This window comes from Pseudoalteromonas sp. H71, assembly GCF_001468485.1.
Taxonomy (GTDB): domain Bacteria; phylum Pseudomonadota; class Gammaproteobacteria; order Enterobacterales; family Alteromonadaceae; genus Pseudoalteromonas.
Map to the genome: position 1 here is coordinate 224,903 of NZ_LODI01000024.1, position 24,540 is coordinate 249,442.

Annotated in this window: 28 protein-coding genes; 19 read left to right on the forward strand and 9 right to left on the reverse strand. The window is 39.6% G+C overall.

Annotated elements, in window-relative coordinates; translation table 11 throughout:
* Positions 1-132: 132 nt before the first annotated feature.
* Positions 133-1,689: a transcriptional regulator TyrR gene (gene tyrR, locus ATS71_RS12210; protein ID WP_006791402.1), complete on the forward strand. Its 1,557-nt coding sequence runs from the start codon at positions 133-135 to the stop codon at positions 1,687-1,689.
* Between the two features lie 25 nt (positions 1,690-1,714).
* Here tyrR and ATS71_RS12215 read toward each other — a convergent pair whose 3' ends face one another.
* The gene (locus ATS71_RS12215) at positions 1,715-2,209 is read right to left on the reverse strand and encodes a hypothetical protein (protein ID WP_058405072.1); all 495 of its coding nucleotides are present in this window, start codon (positions 2,207-2,209) and stop codon (positions 1,715-1,717) included.
* A 108-nt stretch (positions 2,210-2,317) separates the two neighbouring features.
* Here ATS71_RS12215 and ATS71_RS12220 point away from each other — a divergent pair, with 108 nt between their 5' ends.
* Positions 2,318-2,854, forward strand: coding sequence for a thioesterase family protein (locus ATS71_RS12220; RefSeq protein WP_058405073.1), 537 nt, complete (start codon positions 2,318-2,320; stop codon positions 2,852-2,854).
* 31 nt (positions 2,855-2,885) lie between these two features.
* Here the strand turns inward: ATS71_RS12220 and ATS71_RS12225 are convergent, their stop codons facing one another.
* On the reverse strand, positions 2,886-3,194 hold the full coding sequence (locus ATS71_RS12225) for an EscU/YscU/HrcU family type III secretion system export apparatus switch protein (RefSeq protein ID WP_058405074.1): 309 nt from the start codon (positions 3,192-3,194) through the stop codon (positions 2,886-2,888).
* Positions 3,195-3,196: 2 nt separating this feature from the next.
* Positions 3,197-5,821 (reverse strand): flagellar hook-length control protein FliK, encoded by a 2,625-nt coding sequence (gene fliK / locus ATS71_RS12230; protein ID WP_058405075.1) that lies wholly within the window; start codon positions 5,819-5,821, stop codon positions 3,197-3,199.
* Between the two features lie 113 nt (positions 5,822-5,934).
* On the opposite strand from fliK, the gene ccmA reads away from it, so the two are divergent.
* The 10 genes from ccmA to ATS71_RS12280 are packed head-to-tail and all read left to right on the forward strand — an operon-like array spanning position 5,935 to position 13,652.
* The gene (gene ccmA, locus ATS71_RS12235; protein WP_138527445.1) at positions 5,935-6,555 is read left to right on the forward strand and encodes a cytochrome c biogenesis heme-transporting ATPase CcmA; all 621 of its coding nucleotides are present in this window, start codon (positions 5,935-5,937) and stop codon (positions 6,553-6,555) included.
* Positions 6,555-7,241, forward strand: a complete 687-nt coding sequence (ccmB, locus tag ATS71_RS12240) for a heme exporter protein CcmB (RefSeq protein WP_058405077.1) — start codon at positions 6,555-6,557, stop codon at positions 7,239-7,241. Before ccmA ends, ccmB begins: the two co-directional genes overlap by 1 nt.
* Positions 7,241-7,978, forward strand: a complete 738-nt coding sequence (locus ATS71_RS12245; protein ID WP_058405078.1) for a heme ABC transporter permease — start codon at positions 7,241-7,243, stop codon at positions 7,976-7,978. Before ccmB ends, ATS71_RS12245 begins: the two co-directional genes overlap by 1 nt.
* Before the next feature lie 2 nt (positions 7,979-7,980).
* Positions 7,981-8,184: a heme exporter protein CcmD gene (ccmD, locus tag ATS71_RS12250; protein ID WP_058405079.1), complete on the forward strand. Its 204-nt coding sequence runs from the start codon at positions 7,981-7,983 to the stop codon at positions 8,182-8,184.
* Positions 8,181-8,660: a cytochrome c maturation protein CcmE gene (gene ccmE / locus ATS71_RS12255; protein WP_058405080.1), complete on the forward strand. Its 480-nt coding sequence runs from the start codon at positions 8,181-8,183 to the stop codon at positions 8,658-8,660. Before ccmD ends, ccmE begins: the two co-directional genes overlap by 4 nt.
* A gap of 2 nt (positions 8,661-8,662) precedes the next feature.
* Positions 8,663-10,633 (forward strand): heme lyase CcmF/NrfE family subunit, encoded by a 1,971-nt coding sequence (locus ATS71_RS12260; RefSeq protein WP_058405081.1) that lies wholly within the window; start codon positions 8,663-8,665, stop codon positions 10,631-10,633.
* Positions 10,630-11,199, forward strand: a complete 570-nt coding sequence (locus ATS71_RS12265; protein WP_058405082.1) for a DsbE family thiol:disulfide interchange protein — start codon at positions 10,630-10,632, stop codon at positions 11,197-11,199. Before ATS71_RS12260 ends, ATS71_RS12265 begins: the two co-directional genes overlap by 4 nt.
* Entirely contained in the window at positions 11,199-11,660 is a 462-nt protein-coding gene (locus ATS71_RS12270) for a cytochrome c-type biogenesis protein (RefSeq protein WP_058405083.1), read from the forward strand. Before ATS71_RS12265 ends, ATS71_RS12270 begins: the two co-directional genes overlap by 1 nt.
* Complete coding sequence (gene ccmI, locus ATS71_RS12275) at positions 11,661-12,911, forward strand: c-type cytochrome biogenesis protein CcmI (protein ID WP_058405084.1); 1,251 nt, start codon at positions 11,661-11,663, stop codon at positions 12,909-12,911.
* Between the two features lie 9 nt (positions 12,912-12,920).
* Positions 12,921-13,652 (forward strand): MlaA family lipoprotein, encoded by a 732-nt coding sequence (locus tag ATS71_RS12280; RefSeq protein WP_008127611.1) that lies wholly within the window; start codon positions 12,921-12,923, stop codon positions 13,650-13,652.
* 80 nt (positions 13,653-13,732) lie between these two features.
* Here ATS71_RS12280 and ATS71_RS12285 read toward each other — a convergent pair whose 3' ends face one another.
* Positions 13,733-14,956: an EAL and HDOD domain-containing protein gene (locus tag ATS71_RS12285; protein ID WP_058405085.1), complete on the reverse strand. Its 1,224-nt coding sequence runs from the start codon at positions 14,954-14,956 to the stop codon at positions 13,733-13,735.
* A gap of 320 nt (positions 14,957-15,276) precedes the next feature.
* Here ATS71_RS12285 and ATS71_RS12290 point away from each other — a divergent pair, with 320 nt between their 5' ends.
* Entirely contained in the window at positions 15,277-16,527 is a 1,251-nt protein-coding gene (locus ATS71_RS12290; RefSeq protein ID WP_058405086.1) for a sodium:solute symporter family transporter, read from the forward strand.
* Between the two features lie 71 nt (positions 16,528-16,598).
* Here ATS71_RS12290 and ATS71_RS12295 read toward each other — a convergent pair whose 3' ends face one another.
* Positions 16,599-16,916, reverse strand: coding sequence for a YebG family protein (locus ATS71_RS12295; RefSeq protein ID WP_058405087.1), 318 nt, complete (start codon positions 16,914-16,916; stop codon positions 16,599-16,601).
* 315 nt (positions 16,917-17,231) lie between these two features.
* On the opposite strand from ATS71_RS12295, the gene ATS71_RS12300 reads away from it, so the two are divergent.
* Positions 17,232-17,528 (forward strand): ComEA family DNA-binding protein, encoded by a 297-nt coding sequence (locus ATS71_RS12300; protein ID WP_058405088.1) that lies wholly within the window; start codon positions 17,232-17,234, stop codon positions 17,526-17,528.
* An 11-nt stretch (positions 17,529-17,539) separates the two neighbouring features.
* Here the strand turns inward: ATS71_RS12300 and ATS71_RS12305 are convergent, their stop codons facing one another.
* The 3 genes from ATS71_RS12305 to ATS71_RS12315 form a co-directional block, all read right to left on the reverse strand.
* Positions 17,540-17,842 (reverse strand): hypothetical protein, encoded by a 303-nt coding sequence (locus tag ATS71_RS12305; RefSeq protein ID WP_058405089.1) that lies wholly within the window; start codon positions 17,840-17,842, stop codon positions 17,540-17,542.
* Between the two features lie 5 nt (positions 17,843-17,847).
* Positions 17,848-18,366, reverse strand: a complete 519-nt coding sequence (gene dsbB / locus ATS71_RS12310) for a disulfide bond formation protein DsbB (protein WP_058405090.1) — start codon at positions 18,364-18,366, stop codon at positions 17,848-17,850.
* Positions 18,367-18,607: 241 nt separating this feature from the next.
* A complete protein-coding gene (locus ATS71_RS12315) occupies positions 18,608-19,579 on the reverse strand; it encodes an integron integrase (RefSeq protein ID WP_058405091.1) in 972 nt (323 codons plus the stop codon).
* A gap of 244 nt (positions 19,580-19,823) precedes the next feature.
* Here ATS71_RS12315 and ATS71_RS12320 point away from each other — a divergent pair, with 244 nt between their 5' ends.
* The 3 genes from ATS71_RS12320 (at position 19,824) to ATS71_RS12330 (ending at position 21,797) form a co-directional block, all read left to right on the forward strand.
* Positions 19,824-20,363, forward strand: a complete 540-nt coding sequence (locus tag ATS71_RS12320; RefSeq protein ID WP_058405092.1) for a hypothetical protein — start codon at positions 19,824-19,826, stop codon at positions 20,361-20,363.
* Between the two features lie 106 nt (positions 20,364-20,469).
* On the forward strand, positions 20,470-20,922 hold the full coding sequence (locus tag ATS71_RS12325) for a hypothetical protein (protein WP_058405093.1): 453 nt from the start codon (positions 20,470-20,472) through the stop codon (positions 20,920-20,922).
* Between the two features lie 128 nt (positions 20,923-21,050).
* Positions 21,051-21,797 (forward strand): SIMPL domain-containing protein, encoded by a 747-nt coding sequence (locus tag ATS71_RS12330; RefSeq protein ID WP_138527440.1) that lies wholly within the window; start codon positions 21,051-21,053, stop codon positions 21,795-21,797.
* A 40-nt stretch (positions 21,798-21,837) separates the two neighbouring features.
* Here the strand turns inward: ATS71_RS12330 and ATS71_RS12335 are convergent, their stop codons facing one another.
* Entirely contained in the window at positions 21,838-23,100 is a 1,263-nt protein-coding gene (locus ATS71_RS12335; RefSeq protein WP_058405095.1) for an IS110 family transposase, read from the reverse strand.
* 351 nt (positions 23,101-23,451) lie between these two features.
* Between ATS71_RS12335 and ATS71_RS12340 the strand changes: the two genes are divergently transcribed.
* Positions 23,452-23,763, forward strand: a complete 312-nt coding sequence (locus tag ATS71_RS12340) for a hypothetical protein (protein WP_058405096.1) — start codon at positions 23,452-23,454, stop codon at positions 23,761-23,763.
* Positions 23,764-23,939: 176 nt separating this feature from the next.
* Complete coding sequence (locus ATS71_RS12345) at positions 23,940-24,356, forward strand: hypothetical protein (protein WP_152995681.1); 417 nt, start codon at positions 23,940-23,942, stop codon at positions 24,354-24,356.
* Positions 24,357-24,540 lie beyond the last annotated feature (184 nt).

Here is a 24,540-nt window from a genome sequence, read left to right on the forward strand (position 1 = left end):
GCGTATTTAGGCTGTTATTCCTATGCCTTAATTAAAATGCAAGTTTGTCCAAAAATGTTTACAATAAGCTACCTTCTCAAAGCGACTTAGCGTATTATTCGGCTAATTTAGTTTTTCCTGCTTTGAGGATGTATGCGTCTAGATATTCACTGTGCTGATAGAATCGGTATAGCCCAAGAAATCCTTAATATTTTAGTTAACTACAGTGTTGATTTAAAAGGTATTGAGGTTGATTCTGTTAATTGCCGTATGTATGTGAGCTTTCCCGAAATTGAGTTTGAACAGTTTCAAAAAATCATGCCTTCGATTCGTCTTATTGATGGTGTGCATGATGTACGCACTACCGCATTTCTTCCTTCTGAACGAGAGCATAACGAATTAAATACTTTGTTACGTGCATTACCTGATGGGGTTATTTCTATTGACGCTAAGGGCTGGGTGCGTTTGTGTAATGACGCTGCATGTAAAGACCTGCAGTTAAGCGAAAAAGAAGTGATTGGTGCCAATATTAATAACTTACTCAAAGGCTTTAACTTTACTCGTTGGTTGGAAGGCAAAGAAGTGTTAGGCCAAACCACTCGGGTTGAAGTCGCTGGAGAAGACTTTATTGCTGATATTTTGCCTATTGCCGTGCCGCAAGGCAGTGAAGGCGATGTGTTAGCTGGTGCCGTTATTAATATTAAGTCGCAAAGTCGTTTAGGGCAGCAAGTAAGTGCATTTAGACGCTACGGACAAGAGAGCTTTGCAACCATTCATAACTTTAGTACAGCAATGCGCCGTGTTGTTCGTGAAGCTCGAAAAATGGCGCAACTAGAAGCCCCAATACTCATTACGGGTGAAACGGGCACAGGTAAAGAGTTACTTGCGCGAGCGTGTCATTATGCATCTAATCGATCAGTTAAGCCGTTTATTGCGCTTTCGTGCGCGTCGTTACCTGACGATGTAGCGGAGTCTGAATTATTTGGTTATGCCGGCTATGAAGAAAATGCGGCTCCTAAACGCGGTGTACTAGAACAAGCCGATGGCGGTACTGTATTTTTAGATGAAGTGGGTGAAATGTCGACCCAATTGCAAACTAAACTTTTGCGCTTTTTACAAGACGGGACTTTCAGAAAAGTAGGCGATGAGAACGAAGTAAAGGTAAATGTTCGTATTGTTGCTGCTACTCAAAAAGATTTACCCGCAATGGTACAAGAAGGTGTTTTTAGAGAAGATTTATACTACCGAATTAATGTATTAACACTCGAAATTGCACCATTAAGAGATCGTAAAGCTGATGTAGGGCCTCTCGCAGAGCACTTTATTCAAAAATACGCACAGCAAAATGGCCACGCCATTCCGTTATTATCACAAGAGTGCTTAAGCTTTTTACAAGAATACCCATGGCCGGGTAATGTACGCCAACTTGAAAATGCTATTTACCGTGCAGTGTCTTTGTTAGATGACAGTGAGTTACGTTTAGAGCATTTACAACTGCCTACGTTTACGCATGAATTAGGGTATTTGGAGTCAGACTTTGAGGGATCGCTTGATCAAGCAGTAAAACGTTTTGAAGCCACATTATTACGTAAGCTTTATCCAGCCTACCCAAGTTCAAGGCAGCTCGCTAAACGTTTAGGGCTTAGTCATACCGCAGTGGCAAATAAGCTACGCGACTACGGTATTAATAGAAAAACCGTTAAGGTTTAGATTTTTCTAAAACAGAAATATGGGACTAGTTTTTAGTGCCCATATTTTTTGTAACACCATCAATAGCAATAGTTTCAATACCGTCTTCATTAAAGTTTATAACAATACTGGCATTGTTACGGGTAAAAAAGTAACTACGGTTATTTAACTCTATAACGTAATCGCCTTTTACTCGGTCACTAAACATTTGCTTTTTCAGTGACACAGTATGCTCGCCAATTTGCCAATTAAACCCTTCAATAAAACCATTGTTAAACTCTTGCACCCATACCTGGCTTTCATCTTTTGATAGTGTAATAGCCACTGAGTATGAACTTGGGATGCTTTGCATAGCGTAGCTTTTAGCGCCAATTTTAAATTGTTCAGCTTTTTGCTGCCATGCAAAACCAAATTCAAAGTTTTTTTGTATTCCAGTGGAGTAGGTAATGGTCCCTTTTCCTGGCAGTGAAAAATCAGCTAGCGCCGAATAGCTTGGTAGAAGTAATCCAATAAACGTAATTATATGTAGTAGAGGTTTCATAAGCGTTTTATTTTTATATATATGAGTGAATTAAGAGTAAGGGAGAACATTCGTCTTCGCAAGTGCTTGTGATACACTCAATTAAATTTTACTGGTAAGACCTTTGTTGTGAACTTATATATTCGACTCCTATTATTATTTTTTAAAATTAAGCGTAATAAACACTATCAAGATTTACTTGATACCGTAGATATTGACTACAAAGCACTCCCGACTGACTGTGATATTAATCTGCATTTAACTAATTCGCGTTATTTGGCAATGATGGACTTGTCGCGAACGTGGATGACCGAGCGTGTTGGTTTACTTAAGCAAATAATGAAACGCCGATGGTTTCCTATCGTTAATGCAACAGCAATCACTTATATTCGTGATATAAAACCGATGCAAAAATACACCATTAGCACTAAGTTAGTAGGGTGGGATCATAAGTATTTTTACATAGAGCAAAAATTCCACTCTGACCGAGGTTTGCATGCTATAGCTTACGTGCGTGGTGTATTTAAAAGCAAAAAAGGCGTTATAAGTATTGAAGAAATGCTTGAAGTGGCTGGCTTTGAAGGTAAAGCGCCTATTTTGCCAAGCGAAGTAATGCATTGGAAAGAAATGCTTGAGCAGAAAAAAATGACTAATTTACCAAAGTAAACGTTAAAGGCGCTTAGCGCCTTTCTTAATGTTAAGCTTTTATATTCAACTTACCCTGAAAGTCCTGCCATCCTGGTGGAAATTGCCCACGTAATACATACGAAAACGCAATCAGTTCTGCAATCACAAAATAAAGCTCTTTTGGAATTTCCTCACCTAATTCGAGGTGCGATAAGGTTTTTGCTAAGTCAGGGTCTTCGTGGATCATGATCCCTTTCTGTTTTGCTGCTGCAATGATTTCTTCAGCTAATTCGCCAAAGCCTTTAGCGCTTACCGTGGGGGCGCTTCCGGTTTCGTATAAAAGGCCAATTGCCGATTTGCTTTTAGGGGGAGCACTCATAACTACACCTTAATATTAATAATTGCATGAGATTTATAAAAAGCAGCATGGGTTGCTTCGCCTCGTTTTAGGTTTAGCTCGGCAACTTGTAAGCCATGTTTAGCAAGTTTTGAGCGCAAGTTATCAAGGTGAGGGTGCGCAATAGCACTCACTTCTTGGCTTGACGCGAGTAACTGACAGTCGAGTGATTTGTCCATTAGCTCGGCTGTAATTTGCAGTTGTCCAAGCTCGGCATAATCAAAATTTAATCTAACAAACCATACGTTTTTCGGCTCTAGTTTATCTGCCGATGGCTTTTTATATTGCCCAAGAGCTATTTCTGTTTGGGCTGCTTCTGGCGGTAATTTCATCGGCAATAAAAATTGTGCCAGCGGGTTACTCTCAGGTTGCTGGTTAGGTGTTGAAACATTAACTTGTGTGAGCGTGTTTTTAACCTGAACAAGCTCTCCAGCAAGCGCTTGAACTTGTGATTGTTGCAGTTGCTCGAGTATTTTTGAACTTGCTTTGCCAGTTTTAAACGTAGGCATAAGCACCTGTAGTAATGCATCAATACCTGTTTTTGACTCAAAAGTAATAGGGGTTACAGATTGGTTAATAATAGGGGCGGCCAAAATACTGACGGCTAGCTGCTCAAGCCCTTTGGTGAAGCTACTTTGCAGGGTGTCATGCGTTAAGCTATGAGGTTGCAATGTCGCCAGTATTTCTCTTTGCACAGCAGTCGGGCTGACGTTACTGCTTGATACCATCCGATTAAAAGCCTGATTAACCAATGCATTTAGGTCAGGTGTTTGTTTAGTGGCTTTAACTTGAATATCGGCTATTTGACTGCTCAATGGGGGTTTTTCTTCAGAGATTTTTTGAGTTGAGTCATGCGATGGTGGCAGTTTTAAAAGCGGTGTTAATATTTTAGCTTCAATAGGTTGAAGCATTTGGCTTTGTGAAGCAATAGTCGCTGTGTTATTAAAAACTGTACTTAAAAGGTTATTATTTGCTGGTGTTAAAGATACAACGTGTGTTTGCTGAGCTGTTTGGCTATTAGGCTTGGGGATAGGCAGCGTGGCCAGTTTATTATCTGTGTTAGCTTGTTGAACATGACTAAGCCCCACTTTTGTAAGAGGCAGAGAATTTAGCTCTTTAACTCTAGTTTGTTTTTGCGGTTCGTTATTCAAGGTAGTTTGAACTTGGGCTGTTGAGCTTTTTAATACTTGCTCTGTATTTTTGGCTGCGTGTTCTGCTTTTATTTGAGTGCTTAACGGTGCAACTGATTGTGTACCTAGCACTGTTTTACCTTGCTGAGTGGTTTTTTCGATTTGTGGCAGCTTATTTTCTGATGTATTTGTTGTTTTTGCATCAGGTATTTGCAAATGACTACTCACAACTTTGTCGTTAGGAGATTGCCAAACAGCGACATTTGCTTTTATTAACTGCGTTAACTGCACAATAGGCGGCAGTTGAGAGAAATGCTTAGGTAAAATATTAGCACGATCACCACTGGGCTTTTGCGCATTAGTAGCAACTTGTATACCTGCATGCTCAATTACATTAATTTTATTTGTTAAGGGGGGGGCGGCTGTTAACTGCTTGTTTAAAGTGGGTAATGGCGAGAATTGAGCTTTATTTTCGTTTGCAAACGATTTGTTTTCAAAATAACTAACAGCATCATTAATTCGTGTTTTTAAATCACTAAAACTTGTTTGAAGCCACGATTTTATAGGGCTATGAGTACTCACCAATGGGCTTACTTTAATGCTGCTATTATTGTGTGTGGGTGAGGTTGATAAATTAGCGTGTTGCGCAGTCAGTAATTCATTAAAGGGCTTGGAAAAAGAGTTACTTAGCATCACTTTTGCGTTTTCGGCTTGTGTTTTTATTACTAGCTTGTCTGCTTGATTTGTTAGACTTACTTTTACTGGCGAACGAGGAAGTTCAGCTAGCTGCGCGTTCGATACTTGTGTAGTAAAAGAACCTGATTTTTGAGGGTGCGTTAAAATGGCTAATTTTGGCGTTGCGTGTAGTTGTGCATTAGGTAACAAGCTTGTTAGCATTTTAACCAGCTTCGTTTGGCTTAGCGGCTGTGTATGAACGGTATCAGCAAAGCGATTAATAACATTAATTTGCGCCCCTTTACTGCTGGTGCTCATAACGAGCTTTAAGGGTTGCTCTGTGCTGAGCAATTGTGCCACGTCTTTATTAATGGCAATACTGGCATTGAACTTATCAATAATTAATTTGGGTGCCGGCGTTAAAGCAACCTGAACGGCAAGTGGTTTGCTTTCAACCTCGGCACCGGTACTAATAAAATTGAGTAAGCGCTGTAATTGAGCGGGTTTGTTAATTGTGAGTGTTGTTACATTGGGTAAAATAGCAAGTTGTTTACCATCTGCACTTAATTGAATATTAGCGCTGGCTATTTTGTCTAAAGATTGAGGCGCATGGGTTGTACCTAGCCTGAGAGTTTGCCAATGCTTATTAATAAGTACATCGAGAGTGATGGAGTCTTTAGAAAATTGAATGTTTTTAGCCGCAAGTACTTCACCTGGTAATTGTGGTAACTCATTGGTTTGGTTATTAGTTGATGAATTGATAACCAATGAATTAGATAATGTTATTTGCGTTGGCGTATTCATTATTTTAAATCAAGTTTTCTCTATTTTAAGTGAATCGATTTTAAAGCAATATTCGTATTACCCTATCATTATGGTAGACTAACGCCTAATTTTTGGCAGAGAGAATCGTCATCTTGTTACACATTAAGTCCGTCTCCTGCATCAAGCAAGAACGTTGTTTGTTTGCGGACCTTAATTTTAGCCTTAAAAGCGGTCAAATCATGCAATTAGCGGGTCCTAACGGGGCTGGTAAAACATCGCTATTGCGTATCATCGCCGGTTTTTCTGCGCCTGATGAAGGCGAGGTTTTGTATCAAGAACGCTCAATAAATAAATACTATGAAGAGTTTGCTCATGACTTACTTTTTATAGGCCATAAAACGGGTGTTAACATACAGTTGAGCGCTGTTGAAAATGTACGCTTTTGGTTACGCATCAACGGCTATTCAAATGAGCCCGACCTATATCCGATCTTGGCAAAGCTAGGTCTGGTAGGCCTTGAAGATGTGCCTGTTAGAATGCTGTCGGCAGGCCAGCAACGACGAGTTGCATTAGTTAGGCTGTGGCTAAGCGACGCAAAGTTATGGGTATTAGACGAACCATTTACCGCACTCGATAAAAGCGGTGTTGCATTTTTGCAGCAGCGATTTACTCAACATCTAAATAATAATGGCGCCATATTATTAACTACTCACCAAGATTTAACCGCTCATTTTAGTGATTTACAAACAGTCACATTGGAGTATCGTCACTGATGACTCGTCAACACTCTTATTGGTTACTATTTAGCGCGGTTTTTATTAAAGATGTGAAGCTTGCTTTTCGCCAGCGAGCTGAAATTGTAAACCCAATATTGTTTTTTTTAATTGTTATTTCTTTGTTTCCGTTAGCAATAGGTCCTGAGCCCGGTCTGCTTGCTAGAATGGCGCCCGGTATTATTTGGGTTGCCGCTTTACTCTCTACCATGTTGGGTTTAGATAAATTGTTTAGAGATGATTTTAATGATGGATCTCTTGAGCAGTTAATTGCTTCATCGTACCCTTTGTCACTCACAGTGCTTGCGAAAGTAGCAGCCCATTGGGTGGTAACGGGATTGCCCCTAGTGCTCATGACACCACTGTTTGCGTTGTTACTTAACTTAGACAGTAATGCGCTGGTGGCCACTGTTTTAACGTTATTACTGGGTACACCGTTATTAAGCTTTATTGGTGCAATAGGGGCTGGGCTGACTGTTGGGCTACAAAAAGGGGGTATTTTGATGAGTTTACTCGTACTGCCTTTGTACATTCCTGTTCTAATTTTTGCAACGTCGGCTATCGATACCAGTGTTATGTCGCTGGATTATAGCGGGCAACTTGCCATCCTTGGTGCTATGTTAGTCATCGCTATTATTAGCGCACCAATCGCCATATCGTCAGCTTTAAAAGTGAGTATAAGTTAATGTGGAAGTGGTTACATCCCTATGCTAAAGCAGAGCGTGCATACCAGTTATGCAATACGTTCTTGCCTTATTTTGCCGTAGTTACGGTTGTTAGTATGCTCGTTGGTTGGGTGTGGGGGCTTGGTTTTGCACCTGCCGATTACCAACAAAAAGACAGCTACCGTATCATTTTTATTCATGTTCCTTCTGCCATTTTATCAATGGGGGCATATTCCTCTATGGCCATTGCAGCTATTGTTGCACTTGTATGGCAACTCAGAAATGCAGAACTTGCCGTAATTGCGATAGCCCCTGTTGGCGCATGTATGACGGCAATAGCACTGATAACCGGGGCTGCATGGGGTAAACCTATGTGGGGCGCTTGGTGGGTGTGGGATGCACGACTCACATCGGAGCTTATTTTATTATTTTTATATTTGGGCGTCATTTCGTTATACCACGCTTTTGAAGATAAAAAGGCGGCAGGTCGCGCGGCTTCAATTTTGGCTATTGTAGGGGTGATTAACTTACCAATAATTCACTTTTCGGTTGAATGGTGGAATACCCTTCATCAAGGAGCAAGCATTACTAAATTCAATACCAATGCAGTTGACCCAAGCATGTTTTGGCCATTAATGGTAAATATTTTAGCCTTTGCAGCGTTTGTTGGCACCGTCACTTTAATTCGTCTTAAAAATGAAATTTTGCAACGAGAAAAGCATCGCCCATGGGTGCGCCAGTTGCTTAATAGGGGGTAATTATGCAGTTTGACTCTTTTTCTGATTTTATTGCAATGGGAGGCTATGGGTTTTATGTATGGCTTTCATTTGGTACATGTGCACTTATTTTACTGGGTATTTTAGTGGGCTCTTTAAGAGATACTAAACGTATTATGGCTTCAGTAGAGCAACAAATTGTGCGCGAAGAGCGTATTAAGCAAGCCAAGCAGGAGCAAGCATCATGAATCCCAGACGTAAAAAACGCTTATTAGTCATTGTTGCTATTTTATTCGGTTTGGGATCATCGATAGGTTTAGTGCTTTACGCTTTACAAGAAAACATAAACTTATTTTATACCCCAAGTGAATTGATTGACGGCAAAGGCCCGAATAAAGAAAAACCATTTATCGGCCAAAAACTGCGTATTGGTGGCATGGTCGTCCCAGGGTCTGTTGATAGAAACGAGAAAAGCTTAGAAGTAAGCTTTAAATTAATTGATACAGGTCCATTAGTTACCGTGAAGTACCAAGGTATATTACCTGATCTGTTTCGCGAGGGGCAGGGCATTGTTGCGCAAGGTGTTTTAATTGAACCTAATGTCATTGAAGCGTTTGAAGTACTGGCCAAGCATGATGAAGAATACATGCCGGCAGAAGTTGCTGAGGCGGTTAAAGGCATTAAGCACGAAAAACCAAAATACAACCTAGATAGTGGTAATTAGCTATGATCCCAGAAATTGGTTACTTTTCTTTAACGCTCGCCATGGTGCTGAGCGTTTTATTATGTATTTTTCCACTTTGGGGCGCACATACAGGTAATCTTCGCTTAATGCGTGCAGCCCCCTCTTTAGCTATTGGTCAGTTTGCGTTTGTGTTAATTTCGTTTGCTGCGCTTATATACGCAAGTTTAACTGATGATTTTACCGTGTCATATGTGGCTTATCATTCAAGTAGCACACTGCCTTGGTATTACAAAATAACATCGACTTGGGGCGGCCATGAAGGAGCAATTTTGCTTTGGTTAGTGATGCAAGCTGGATGGACTGCTGTCGTAGCTGCTCGCTCAAAGTCATTACCTTGGGTTTTACGTGCCCGTGTTTTAGGTGTACTTGGCTTCTTAGGAGTCGGCTTCATGATGTATACCTTACTTCTATCAAGCCCATTTGAACGTTTACTTCCTTACTTTCCGGTAGAAGGACGAGATTTAAATCCGCTTTTACAAGATCCCGGTATGATTATTCACCCGCCATTACTTTACATGGGCTATGTTGGCTTATCGGTTGCATTTTCGTTTGCAATTGCAGCACTTTTAACTGGAAAACTCGACAATACATGGGCTAAATGGTCACGCCCGTGGACAATGACCGCGTGGGGCTTTTTAAGCCTAGGTATTACAATTGGCAGTTGGTGGGCTTATGCAGAACTTGGCTGGGGTGGCTGGTGGTTTTGGGATCCAGTAGAAAACGCGTCGCTAATGCCATGGCTTGTTGCAACCGCTTTGCTTCATTCGTTGAGCGTGACAGAAAAGCGCGGTATTTTTAAATCGTGGACCGTTTTACTGGCAATTGCTGCATTTTCGTTAAGCTTGCTAGGCACGTTTATCGTGCGTTCAGGCATTATTGTATCTGTTCATGCGTTTGCAACAGATCCAGACAGAGGTTTGTTTATACTTGCCTTTTTGGGAATAGTTGTTGGGGGTGGTTTAGCGCTTTATGCACTTAGGGTATCGCAGGTTCACAGCGAAGGTCGATACAAGTTTGTATCGCGCGAAGTGGCATTATGGCTAAATAATATCTTTTTAGTTGTGGCAACTTTAATTGTACTACTAGGTACTTTATTGCCTATGGTGCATAAAGAAATGGGCTTAGGCAGTATTTCTATAGGCGAACCATTTTTTAATAAGATGTTTGCAATACTACTGGTGCCATTTGCTATTTTAATGGGTATTGGTCCTTTTTTACGCTGGAAGCAAAACAAATGGGCGTTTTTACAAAATAAAATCGCGGTAGGTGTTTTGGCCAGTGTGGCAATTACTTGTGTATGGTTATTCTCAGCTTACGATGAAGTCACACCGCTTACGCTATTAGCAACAACGCTGGGTGTGTGGGTTGCCATTTCAACCTTGATTGACATAGTGACTAAAGCTGCAGTGCATGGCACATTAAAAGAAGGGTTAAAACGCTTAGGTGTTAGTTATTGGGCCATGGTGTTGGGCCACATTGGTATGGCATTTGTTATTGCGGGTGTTGCGCTAACCTCTGCGTACTCGGTTGAGCGCGACGTATCAATGAAGCAGGGTGATACAGTGCAGCTAAACCAATATAACTACCGTTTTGAAGGCGTTAAAACAATTCGTGGACCTAATTACAGTGGCCATGCTGGTGTTGTTACGGTGCTAAAAAACGATGACGTAGTGACTCGTTTGTACGCTGAAAAACGTAAATACGACATTGGCATGCAATTCATGACAGAAGCTGCCATTGATGCTGGTTTTACACGTGATTTATACCTTGCTCTAGGCGAGCAATTAAGCCAAGGAGCTTGGTCGCTTCGCATATACCATAAGCCGTTTGTGCGTTGGTTATGGATTGGTGGTGTATTAATTTCACTTGCAGGGTTTATGATTTTGTTTGATAAACGTTACCGTACATCTGCAAAAACAGCTCGAAAAGCTGCGGCGGAGAGCGTGTTATGAACCGTAAATTGTTAGCCATAGCGCCTCTTTTAGCCTTTGCTTTTATTTGTATATTTTTGTACCAAGGGCTGTTTGCAAACCCACGTGAAATACAAACAGGGCGAATTGGCCATGAAATGCCGGCTTTTACCCTTCCTGATTTAATGCAAGACAACAAGCAATGGACCAACGAAGCGTTAAAAGGCGAGGTTTATTTATTGAATGTGTGGGGCACGTGGTGCCCAACCTGTTTAGCTGAGCTGGGTTACTTAACAAAGTTGCGAGAGCAAGGCGTTAAAATTATTGGCTTGTATTATGTGCAAGGTTACGACGCAGACTTTGATGGTCCTTTTGACATGCAAGCACTACGTACTGAAGTACAAGACATGCTTGAGCGTGCGGGTAATCCTTATCAGTTTAATATTTTGGATTTACACCGCACGCTGTCGTTAGATTTGGGCGTATCGGGTGCGCCAGAAACATTTTTAATCGATAAAAACGGCACCATTTTGCTACACCATACCGGTGATATTAATCCACGAGTATGGCGTTCTAAATTTGCACCTATGATGCAGGAGCTTAAATAATGAAGTGGCTATTGTTTTCACTCAGCCTTTTACTAACGACAAGCGCATTAGCACAAGCTGATCGCTACGTATTTGATACCGACGAGCAAGCGGTTCGTTTTGAAGAGCTTACAAAAGAACTTCGTTGTCCTAAGTGTCAAAACCAAAATATTGCAGATTCAGACGCTATTGTTGCCAAAGACCTTCGTGAAAGAGTGGTAGAGCTAGTTAAAGAAGGCAACACAAAAGATGAAGTTATTGACTACATGATTGACCGCTATGGTTATTTTGTTCATTACGACCCACCTGTGACACCTGCAACACTGGTGCTTTGGGTATTGCCGGTACTCATTGTTATTGTTGGTTTTGGTTTTATTGTAATTCGTCAGCGTAAAGCGTCTGTAAAGCAGACCTGGAGCAACCAAGATGAAGTACTTTTAAATAAGCTAATTGAACAAAATAAACGTCAGGAGCAAAGTTAAATGATTCTAATGTGGGCGTGTTTTGCTTTACTCACACTGATTGCACTGGCGTTTGTTATGCTGCCTTTTTTGCAAAAAGAGCGTGTTAAAACAATTACTCATAACGCAAATGCAGAGCTTATAAGTATTTATGAACAGCGTTTAGTCGATTTAAAGACTGATTTAGATAACCAACGTATTGATGATGTTAACTACTCTGAATCGATTGTTGAACTAAAACGCCGCTTACTTAATGAGCTGTCACCAGAAAAATCATTGATTAGTAAAGGTAACAACCGTATTTTTGCCCTGACAGGGGGGGCATTTGTTATTGCACTAAGCGGTATTTTTTATAGTTTAACGGGTAGCCAACAACAAATATCAGCATGGCACGATGCCATGGATAATCTGACTGAATACGGTGAGCGCGCAGTGATGCAAAAAGGCGAGCAGCTTACTCAAAATGAGCTACAAGCATTTGCACTGGCACTGCGCACTAAGTTGAGTCGATCAGGCGATGACGAAATGGCGTGGATGTTACTCGGTCGTGTTGCGATGTCACTGAATGAGTTTGATATGGCTCAGCAATCATTTGATAAAGCACTGCGCATGAACCCTGAGAACAAACAGGTGTTAATAAGTTACAGCCAAATTTTACTTCTTGAAGGCAGCGAAGCCAACATGACACGTGCTGCGGGTATGCTGTCAAAAGTATTAAATGCAGAGCCCACTAATTTAGATGCTATTTCGTTATTAGCGCTGATTGCTTACGAGCGAAAGGACTGGCCTCAAGCCAAAGCCGCATTTGAAGTATTGCTAGCCAGTATGGAAAAAAATGATTCTCGTTATGGCTTAATATCTCAGCGTATTGCAGATATTGAACTGCAAATGCAAAGCGAAGGTTCTGTAATGCCAGTTACTCAGGCCAATAGCATTGCTGTTACCGTTAATGTTGCCAGTGAGCTTATTAGTAAATTGCCGCAAGAAGGGACTTTGTTTGTATTTGCAAAAGCCGCGAGCGGTTCGCCAATGCCACTTGCTGCTGTAAAACTCACTTCGTATTCATTCCCTATTACAGTTGAATTAAACGACAGCACTGCCATGGTTGAAGGTATGAACTTATCTAGCGCAGAAGATATTATTATATCGGCGCGTGTTTCGTTAGATGACTCTGTTATGCCAAGTTCAGGTGAATTAGAAGGGCATTCTTCTTCACTAAAGCGTGAAAGCGTAAGTGAATACCAACTCCAAATTGATACATTAATACCTTAAGGACGACACATGTTAAGACAAAGTTTAGCTTTTTTAAGCTTTTTGATACTTGCCGGTTGTGCGCAAGTACCAGAAAGTAAAGTCGATGAAAGAGATCCATTGCAAAGTATTAACCGTCCGCTGTATGACTTTAATATGGATGTTTTAGACGCTTACATACTTCGCCCAGCAGCAGTGGGTTATGTTGCTGTGACTCCTGTGCCTGTTCGTCAAAGTATTGTTCACTTTACCGATAACCTTACGGCACCTGTCGACATGGTAAACGCGGGCCTACAGGGTAAACCGGGTAATGCAAGTGTTAGCCTTGCGCGCTTTTTAGTGAATTCTACCGTGGGTATTTTTGGGATTTTTGATGTCGCTAGTTCTCTTGGTTTAAATCGAGTAGATGAAGATTTTGGTCAAACAATGGGCGTGTGGGGCATTGGTGATGGTGCATACTTAATGCTACCAGCAATGGGGCCAACAACAGCAAGAAACCTAACCGGTGACGTAGTAGATAACTTTGTATTACCAGAAATAGCCCTAACTACGCCACAAACGGTGTTAGTTTTTGCTTTAAAAGCAGTAGAAGCACGCGCGTCTTTAATGGCGCAAGAAGGGCTTTTAAATGACTCACTTGACCCCTACTTATTTGTAAAAGATATTTATTTTCAACGTCAATTATTCGAGCTTTACGATGGCAATCCGCCAATTAAAGAAGAGCCAGCCGACTTTGATGAAGACTTTCTAGAAAGTTTATAAGTGAATCAAACGTAAAAACGCCAGCTAAATGCTGGCGTTTTTATTATGAAATAAGGTTTACTAAGTACCCTACGTTATATTTAGGTATTAACCATCAAACTCATTTGCTCGTTAACCCAGCTTAATGCTTCATGATAAGCATCAGGAACTTGGTCGGCAATATTGAGTGCCTTAGAAATGTCGTTTGCTTGTGACCAATCTGCTTTTTCGTAATGCTTAACAAGGTTTAAATATTGCGCTAATAATCCTTCGTTATCTAACAATGCCGCTTTAATGTCGTTAGATAAAGGAAGCTTTTGCATCACACTTTGCATACTTTCATCTAAAATGGCATCCATTAGCGACATCATACCGGTTAAAAACGCCATGCCTGTATCTTTCATTTGCCCATGTGAAATAGCTAATAGTTCACAAAAGCGAGCGCGCGTGAGAGATAATCTAATTAACTCTACCGGTTTATCAGCCGATACTTGTGCAGCAAATAACAAAGAGAGCAGTTTTTTAATTTCTTGAGCACCTAAAACAATAAGCGCTTGTTTTATTGTGCTTATTTCAGCTCGTCGTGTAAAAGCTGCTGAGTTTGAGTATCTAAGTAGTTTGTAAGACAGGTTTACATCACGTTCAAATACATCGGTGATTTTTTTAAGATCCATCTCTACACTTGACGTTTGGTAGAGTAATTCTGCAAGGGCCATTTCTGATGGCGGTAGCGCTTTGCTTTTAACCATTTCTGGTTTAGAAAAGAAAAATCCTTGAAAGTAATCAAAGCCAAGCTCTAACGCTAAGCTGTATGCTTCATATGTTTCTACTTTTTCTGCTAAAAGCTTTATATGCGGTTGTGCCTTTAGCTCTTTTATAATGGTTTTTATTGTTGCTAAATCACACGTTAAAAAGTCGATTTTAATAATATCGATAAACGGATAAAAGTGGCGCCATACCGGCTGGTGAATGTAATCATCGAGCGCGATGGTATAGCCCTTGTCTTTTAGGTCTTTAACAATAGCAAGTAAGCGTTTACCGGGTTGAATTGTTTCAAGTATTTCTACAACAATAGTGTCTTTACCCAATAGGGTAGGGTAACCCTTAAGTAAGGTTTCGAGTGTAAAGTTAATATAAGCAGGCTTGTTATCGGTTAAGTCTTCTAAACCAAAGTTAAACTGACTGCCTTCAATTAAGCGCGTAGTTGCTTCGTCACCATCTATATTGGGAAATACATTATCCACGCCATCACGAAACAAAAGCTCGTAGCCAATAAGCTCTTTATCACGATTTAAAATAGGTTGGCGCGCAGCATAAAAATACATAAAAAAATCCGTGTCAGTCAAGTCAGTCGCTATTGTAATAATATATTAGAAAACATACAAAATAGCATGCTGTATATTTTGCTAAATAATGAAATAGCATTATTAAATAAATGCGCTTAGTTATTTTGTACATGTTAAAACGCTTTTTTTAGCAATCGTTTTCAACATGATTATTTTTAAACTAAGAAAATACAACAAATAGAGATTTTTATGGCAGGCATGATATAGTCCGAAAGAATGCTTTTATCCTAATAGTGACTTTATTATAAAATTTTAAGAGTCAAAAGCCCGCTACTTTTAATTGTTTTATGGAGGCGAATTTGGAAACAGGAATGATCATTTCATTGTCACTATATTTTGTTGTTATGCTAGGTATTGGTTTATATGCCTATAAGCAGTCAACAAGTGATGTTTCTGGTTATATGCTGGGTGGTAGAAACTTGTCACCAAGTGTTGCAGCACTTTCAGCGGGTGCTTCAGATATGAGTGGCTGGATTTTAATGGGTTTACCTGGTGCCATGTTTGTTACTGGCTTAAGTAGCACATGGATTGCATTTGGCTTAAGCTACGAAATGGGGCTGTATATCACAACGGGTGTTGTTGTTTTGTATACACTCTTTGGTGGCTTTTTAGCGGTTAGTTTAACTGACTTCGTGCAAGGCTGTATTATGTTTATTGCACTTATTTTAGTGCCCGCTGTTGCTTATTCATTATTAGATCAACCATTGCAGTCAACCTTAAACAGCGTTAACCCAGACATGCTTAGTTGGATAGGTGCAGGGTCTGCGCTAGGTATTATTTCAGCAATGGCGTGGGGCCTGGGTTACTTTGGGCAACCACATATAATTGTGCGTTTTATGTCGGTGCGCAGTGTTAAAGATATGCCAACAGCGCGTCGTATTGGTATGTCTTGGATGATTGTTGCTGCAATAGGCGCCGTAGGTACAGGTATTTTTGGTGCGGCTTATACGTACGAGAATAATATAGTAGTGGATGATCCTGAAACTATATTCCTGATCCTTTCAGAGCTCCTGTTCCACCCACTTATTGCTGGCTTTTTACTTGCTGCAATATTAGCTGCAATTATGAGTACAATTTCATCTCAGCTATTAGTAAGTTCAAGCTCACTAACTGAAGATTTTTACAAAACATTTTTACGTAAAGAAGCCAGCGACGCAGAGCTTGTACTGGTAGGGCGCATTAGCGTGTCTATTGTTGCAATACTCGCTATTTATCTAGCGTACGATAGAGACAGCTCTATTTTAGATTTAGTAAGTAATGCGTGGGCAGGCTTTGGTGCTGCATTTGGGCCGCTTGTATTGTTTAGCCTTTACTGGAAACGTATGAACTTTGCGGGTGCGCTTTCGGGGATGGTTGTGGGTGCGGTTACCGTTTTACTATGGATTTACGGCCCGTTCACAATCAATGGTGAAAGTTTAAGTAGCGTAATGTACGAAATTGTCCCGGGCTTTATACTCGCGAGTATTGCTATTGTAGTTGTAAGTTTAGCAACCAATGAGCCTAATTCAGATATAACAACGTTATTTGATGAAGTAGAGAAAGAGCTTTAATTAATATTTGTTTTTATAAAAGCTGTAAAAAAGGGAGCAACTAAGTTGCTCCCTTTCTTTTTGCAAAATATTTAGCTTGCTTGTTTGGCGTTGTTATCGTCTATCGATGCAACGTTATCTGACTTTTTATTTTTACTTACCGCTTTAGCAGTAGCAGGTTCTTTGGCACCTTTAAGTACCGACATAAAGTCGTCTTTGCTTTTTGCTATTTCTAACGCAAGCGATTCTATTTGTTGCTCACTTAATGGCACGTCTACTTTTTCTAGCATCAGCTCAAGTGATTCTGCTATGTCTAGCATTTTGTCATAGGCATCAGCTTCTTTTTTAGTAGTAAACGTCATGCGTTCGACTCCGTTTCGTTCTACAACATATTTAACAACAACAGCCATGATTTCTCCTGCAAACTTGCTTGGCACTGTGGTTTATAAAAAACCATAAGATTACTGTTTTTATATACAGTAAAGGTTTGCAAGTAAATATGCAAGCGCAGAGTTGTAATTTTTAAGTGTCTTAAATTTGACAAAAAACGGTAACTTAACTTTATTTAATATATCACTTGGTTGTACCAGCTGCATTTTAAGGATTTCGGAGAAAAGTGATAATGCATTTAGGTACCTCCAAAGTGGCTAGCCTCGCGTTTGTTATTTTTGGGTTCCTAATAATTAAAATAAATATGTTCTAAAATGGACAATAAGGACGATAAAATGAAAACCTTTAAAATTTTACTTATAGCAAGCTTATTAAGTATCCTACCTGTTACGACCTCTTACGCGCAATTACCTGAAGTAAGCAAATCTATGGCTCCCATCGAGGCGGTGAGCATTAATGATGCAGATGCTAAAATGTTAGCTAAACTGCCTGGAATTGGTAAGAAAAAAGCACAAGCAATAGTAAATTACCGAGATGAAAATGGTGTATTTACAAGCCTTGAGGATTTAGCCAAGGTGAAGGGGATAGGTAAAAAAGTAATGAGCAAGTTAGAAGGTAAAGTTAAACTTTAAAAAAAAGGGCGCTAAGCGCCCTTTTCATGTTGTTGTAGTGCTTCGTCTAGATTTCTTCGTGCAAAATTAATATCAACAGGGGCGGTTAATAACGGATAAAAAAGTCCACCTAATAGTAAAAAGGGAATAATTAACCAACCTTCAAAAAGGGTAAATATTAAAAATAATGGGCTTAATAGCAATATTTTGATAATACGGAGTAATACACGGTCTGTTGGCGACAACATTGATAAAGACCGTGCTATAACAAGCTGCCTCTCGCGTATTTTTAAATGCTGTAACTGTTTAAGTTGGCTAGAAAAAAATGTAAACATAATTATTAAACCGTTCTTTTTAGTATTAATCGACTACCCAATACAATAAAAAATGCCAGTGCAAAAAATGCAAAAATAACTTCCATCCAAGCAGGCATGCTAAGCGATAAAAACTCCCAATCTATGTTACCGCAATCGCCAGTGGCTTCAAAAAAGCTTGGTATCCATTCATGCAGCGGCATAAACGATGGAAAATTAGGCTCAAATTCACAGCTAAACGCAAATGGATCGGTGGTTGTTTGCATATCTATGTGCTCACGGGCAATTAAATACCCCCAAATGCTCGATACTCCCCAAGCAATATAAGCAACTATACGCATTATTTTGCTTTGTGGATTAATTGACCCAACAATACCCGCGCCAAGTAATCCTAATACCGCGGTTCGTTGATATATACACATAATACAAGGCGCTAACCCCATATTGTATTGAAAAAACAATGCGGTTACTTCTAGCATAAAAACAATCGCAGAAAATAAAAGCCAAGGTGTTCGTTGAGTCGGTAATTGCGCAAGCCAGTTCATAAAAAGTCCGCTAATAAATAAGGCGTTAGATTATGACGCACGAAAAAGTAAGCGGCAACAAAAAGAGTGAGATAAAAAAGTTTTATAGCTATCCTCCAAAAAATGTTCCAGTACTCTAAAAGGCCATGTTGAAATACTCTGTGATATGTTTTTATGCATATTGTGGTATTGATGGATTTACATTTTTACTACTGGAAAATATGTGCTTTGCCCATTTGTTTGCCTCATAGTAGGCCTTACTCTAGAAAATTTTGCTTAACGGGCTAACAACACCGTTTGCTCCTTGCTGTAAAACATGAGTGTAAATCTGCGTGGTTTTAACACCTGTATGACCTAACTGAGCTTGCACCGTTCTTATATCTGCTCCACTTTGTAACAAGTGTGTTGCAAAAGAATGACGAAAGGTATGAGGCGTAACAATCTTTGTAATATTGGTTTGCTTTAATGCCTTTTTAACCGCTTTTCTAACACATGTTGGATGGAAGTGATGACGCCGTATCTCGCCGGTTTCTAGATCACTACTTAATTTGTAGGAAGGAAATAAGTACTGCCACGCGAGTGATTTGTTAGCTGACGGATATTTACGAGCTAAAGCGTTTGGCATCCATACGCCTGCGTATTGTTCGTTTTGTAAATCTAATCGCAAATATTCTTCAACTTGCATAATTTGATTTCTAAGTAACGGGAGCAACTCAGTTGCAAGTGTAACGATACGATGCTTATTGCCTTTCCCGTTCCAAATTTGAATGCATTTATAATCAAAATCAATGTCTTTTACTCGCAGCTGCACAGCCTCCATCACTCGCAAGCCACTACCATACATTAACCCCACGATTAAGTAATATCGCTTAGATAGATGAACCATCAATTGTTTGACCTCATCAGGGGTCATCACAACAGGCAATTTGGGCTGTCGCTTACTTCGTGCAAAGTTCAAGTTTAACGAAAGTTCATTTTTGACAATATGTTTATATAAAAAAGCTAACGCATTTAAAGCTGCACATTGTGTTTTAGCTGACATGTTACGTTTTAATACAATATGGTCTAAAAACGCTTCGACTTCTGAATCTCCCATTGAGCTTGGGTGGCGTTTGTTGTGAAAGTGAATAAAATTTGCGATCCAACTCAAATAAGCATTAATAGTTCTTAATGAATATTGTCGAGTGAGCATATAGTCCGCAATGTAATTTAAATACGCAGAGCGAGTTTTCATTTTCAATCCGTCGAATTTTAACTGTATGCATATACAGTTATAGCTCAGTCGCTCGCATAGTCAAGAAAACGACCCAGTCGCTCGTTTTATACTGAGAGGAAAAACGAGCACTGATGAATTTTAATAACACTGGCAATTAGTTGACAAGTTTGTTAAAAATAAACCAATAAGAAAACGAGCTACGCTTTGGTAGAAATACGCGCGATTAGCTCGCTATAAACATGTTAGTTTGCAAGGAAGCACCGTGCACATCGAATTCATGAGAGATAAAAGTAGAGTTATGCCACAAATAGAAAAACCTGAGGAGGTTATTTCTATGACGGTCTGGCATTGTAACTTTGAGTCGCTTAATCAAATCTCTAATTGTGTGAATTTAGAGCAACTATCTATAGCGACATTGCCTGAGGATGATTTTGATTTCCTTGAAAAGTGCTCGAAATTAAAGCTGTTATCAATTGTTCATTTGCCAGACATTTCAAGCCTTGAAACTTTCCCTATTTTAAGACAACTCGAAACGATCTCACTTGAAACATTGCCAAGCTGGGACTCCTCGGGTAAAAAGACAATAATTGATTCACTATGTCCCTTATCAATGCTCCCTAATTTAAAGTACCTAGAGCTATTTGGTGTGGTTCCAAAAGACTTATCACTTGAGTCACTGAGTCTTTTTAGTGATTTAAAAAGCGCTCGATTTTCCAAGTACCCTAAAAAGATCATAAATGCATTTTACAAGCACCATTCTGTAAGCGATGATTGGGCACCGGAGTTTAAAATTGCAAACTAACAAGCTAATTAATAAGGACAAAAAACAGTTGGCTGTTTTCGTTCCTCAACATTTTAGCCAACAATTTTTTGCCCATTATTAGGGCGTTAGGTAACTAAGGAAGGTCATGCGCAAATATCTAGTGTGGATTTTAATGCTTCAAGCATTTAGCTCGTATGCTTCAAATGGTTGTTTTGATATGCAAGGCTTTGTTCTTAAAGCAGGTGACAAAAATTCGCTTGGGGTAGAAGCACTATTGTCCTGTGGTCGCTTTACTGGCTTATGTGATTTATATATTAGAATCCCTTCGGAATATGACACAGCAGCAATAATTTATGATCTTGAAGGTACAGAGGATTCAGAATTATATATTCCAACTCCTGTCTATGACTGGGATGAAGAATATGCAAAAAAAGAGTATCGTTCACCTAGCGATATAGTTACTTTCTTAAGTCCTAAATTTCATGGTGTACATATTCAAATTAAAAAAGATTATGCAGAGCATTCTACTCTTCATATAACAGAGTCAAATGGTTGTGAGTTCATAGACATAGAAAATTTGTCTGGTTGGTTCAAATAGTTACCTAACAAATCGCTCAAACACGGACGTTCAAAGGTTGGCTTCGCTCGTGCCTCGCAAAATTTAGCCAACCATTTCACGCCGCTTAGCTCGGCGTTATGTAACTAATTATACTATGGAGTGTATTCTTGAAATTTAAAATAATGACTATTGCATTACTTTTTACACTTTCTGCTTCAGCAGAGACAGAGTTAAAAGGTAGCCCTAAGGAGCTTAAAAGCTTTTTACACCCTGAAGTTAAAACTATATCTATTACAGAAAGCGCCGAAGAAATTGCATTCAAAGATGAAGCTGTTTTGAGTCTGTTAGTAACAACGGAAGATGATAAATTAGCAATATCATTAAGTAAAAACGCTAAAGTTAGGGCTGATATATCATCTGCACTAACCGCCAATAAAATTCCATTAGAAAACATTAAAAACTCAAAGTTTTCAACTTCACCTGATTATGGTTGGTTTGGGAATAAACCTGATAGTTATAAAGTTGCTAACACTGTGACTGTTGTTATAAACAATGAAACAGGCCTACAAAGTATTGCAAAAATTGTAGATTCCTACGATGAAGTCACGTTAATAAGTACAGAATACAGGCACTCGGAAAAAGAACTTTATAAACAAAAAGTAAAAGAAAAAGCATTAAATAAAGTATTAAAACAAAAAGAATTTTACGCTAAAAGTTTAGGGCTCAAACTAAAGCCGATATCTTTTACTAATCAAGCCTCGTTTGCAAATGACGATATTGAAAGAATTGTAGTAACGGGAAGTAGAGTTAAGAGAAGTGATTATTCAAGTGTTAACAGTGAAGAGCGATCCCAGACATCATTTGAAAAAATAACTTACAGTACAAATGTAACGGTTCAGTTTATAGTGGAATAGTTACATAACAACACGCCCTGAGGTGGACGACTAGTAAAATTTAGCTATTAATTGCAAATTTTAAAAGTGGTGAGCCTCTGCGTTTCAATGCTGCTAAATATGTCGATTCATCGTAGGGTGTATTCGTTTTCCAACACCTAAATACAATCCTTATCCATTTAAATGCCAGTGATCTAATAATGCTATTATGCGGCTTACCCTTGGCTTTTTGTTGCTCATAATACGCCTTAGCCCAAAATGAATAACGAATAGAAAAGCCTGCCCATTCTACAAATGTTTGCCTTAAAAAAGTGGGGCAACTATAACGCCAATGCGTCCACATTTTTTGACCACTGCGCTCAATAACAGGCGCTATACCTGCGTACTTTTGAAGTTCTGCAGCATCATTGTAACGCGCACGATTACTCCCAAAAGCAACAAGTAATCGTGGGGCGAGTTGTGGACCTGCGCCGGGTAAGCTATCAAATATCTTTTTATCCTGCTGGGCTTTATAAGCCGATTTTATTGCTTTATCGAGCTTTTCAATGCCCTTTAATAACACTTTAAATTGCGTGATAAGCACTTCAACGAGCATTTGATTAGGTACAATTACTCCTTCGTCAAGAGTTAATGGCATCGCATTTTTAATACTGTCTAGTCGTGCATTATTAACCGTGCAATAGTGTGAATTATGACTCTCAAAAAAGTCGAGTAAGGTCTGTTTTCTTGCTTTTTTAACCGCAATGAGCGATGGCCATTTCTGAATGAAGTCGCAAAATATATACGTGTCCTTTTCTTTAAACCATTCAAGTGCCTGCGGGTAATAATTCTTTAATGTCGCCGTTATTTTATTGGATAAATCGACACTGTCTTGCACTAAACTTCGGCGATATTCAACAAGCTGAGACAGCGTTCGCATAGCTGCTGACTCGGGCTCAATGACAGAGAGCTTATCCATGTGTAACTTAAGAATTTCAACTTGCAGAAAGGCATCTGATGGGTCATCTTTTGCGCCACTGGGCGTAAAAGCCTGGCGATATTTAGCAACAGCACAAGGATTAACGGTGAATAAAGTAAGGTGGTCGTATTTAGCTAATGCATAAATAAGCGGGCCTTTTTTAAGTTCGCAAACAATCGCTATTTTTTGGTCTGGATAACGCTGTTTAATATCCATAGCCCATTCATGCAACGCTTCAGGTCTGTGTTTAACAACGGTGTAATGATATTTATTAGTGCTTGTTGGATGCTCACAAATATCATATTTTTTATCGGCCCAATCAATGCCAATGAGTGCAGCAAAATTATCAACGTTATATGCTTTCATTTTATAGCGCCTACGGTTAAAGTTAAGGACGGAATGTGCTTAAATCTCGTTTCTCGCAGGTCTTATAGATAGTCTTGGTCGGCAATCCCTGAGTATGCGTTTTGAAATCGAGGTGCTCTGTTGGCTCGAACGTCTTGTTAAAAACATTGGATGTTTGTCATTCAATATTCGTAACCAACAGAAGCATATTCCACTTAATATAATAGTCAGTTACTTTTAAATTAAGTGGCTTGGTCGAACTATAAGTCATTAAAGAAAGACTCGTCACGGCTTGCTCGAGTTCCTTCGTCACTTAGTTTAGCAAGCCTTAACTCGCTTCTTAATGAGGCGTCAGGCCTATAGAGGTAAAACATGATTTCAGAGGCAGATTGGAAACACTTCAAACAAGTTAAGGCAGATGCATTAGATAAATGCTGCCAGCAAGTTTTGGACGAAGTGCGTAAAGGAATCGATAACCCCGAACTTTCAAATCATGAAAAATATCTTTATTTGTATAAATTGATGGAAAACAGCGACAAACGTATCGCCAACACATTCGATTACAATGCAAGGTCTAAAGCTATGCTGCAACTTGCATTAATGAAATCAGACGGCCTTCTAGAAGTTAAACAAATTAGTGACTTCTCAGATGAGTTACAAAGTTTTATTAATAGCCATGACTAACTTATCAGCACGGCCTAACAACTCAATAAACTCACTCACTTCGTTCGCTGGGACGCATACACGCTGGGCGGCTTCCCCATTATGCCCCACGTGCCTGCGACCGTTATTGAAAAGTTAGTTGCCCATAAGGATTCAGTACATTGTTCGAGAAAAATCCTAGAGTTAAAGAGATCAAGTTGAGTCGGGAGTATGATTTTTCGTATGAAAACTTTGTACTGGCAACTCAGCACGATGTTTATCTACTAATCGAAAGGACTGATGACTCCATATACGGTATTAAATTTAGGTCTAGGCTGGTCAAATATGGCAGTCCAAACGATGAAGCGCGGGGAGGGCATCCTTTGACTAAGTATGGCTTAGGTTTTTATGGTTTCTACGAAGTTGAAAACTCTCCATGGATAAAAGAGCAAATTGAACTAAATAAAGTACATCCCCGACATAGCGATTCGTTGTTTTCTGGGCTGTCGCACTATGTAGCGTGCTTTCAAGATGTGATGCTTGAAATAACATCGAGATCCTATGAAGAGTTTAAAATGAGTCAACAAGAATTAAATGTAGTTCTAAAAGAGCAGGTGTCTAATCTTGAGGTTTAAGCAACTAACAAGCAAAGGCAGCATCGCCCCTGCGGGGCTGGACCTCGCTACGCTCGGCCGCTGCTTTGGGCGTTGGTATGACTCCCACTGTCATGTTAAACACACTGATCCTTGCTTAACTTTTTAAGCCATAATTACTTCAGCTCGAATTAGAGCGAGTTAATACATAGGATGAAGCAAGTAA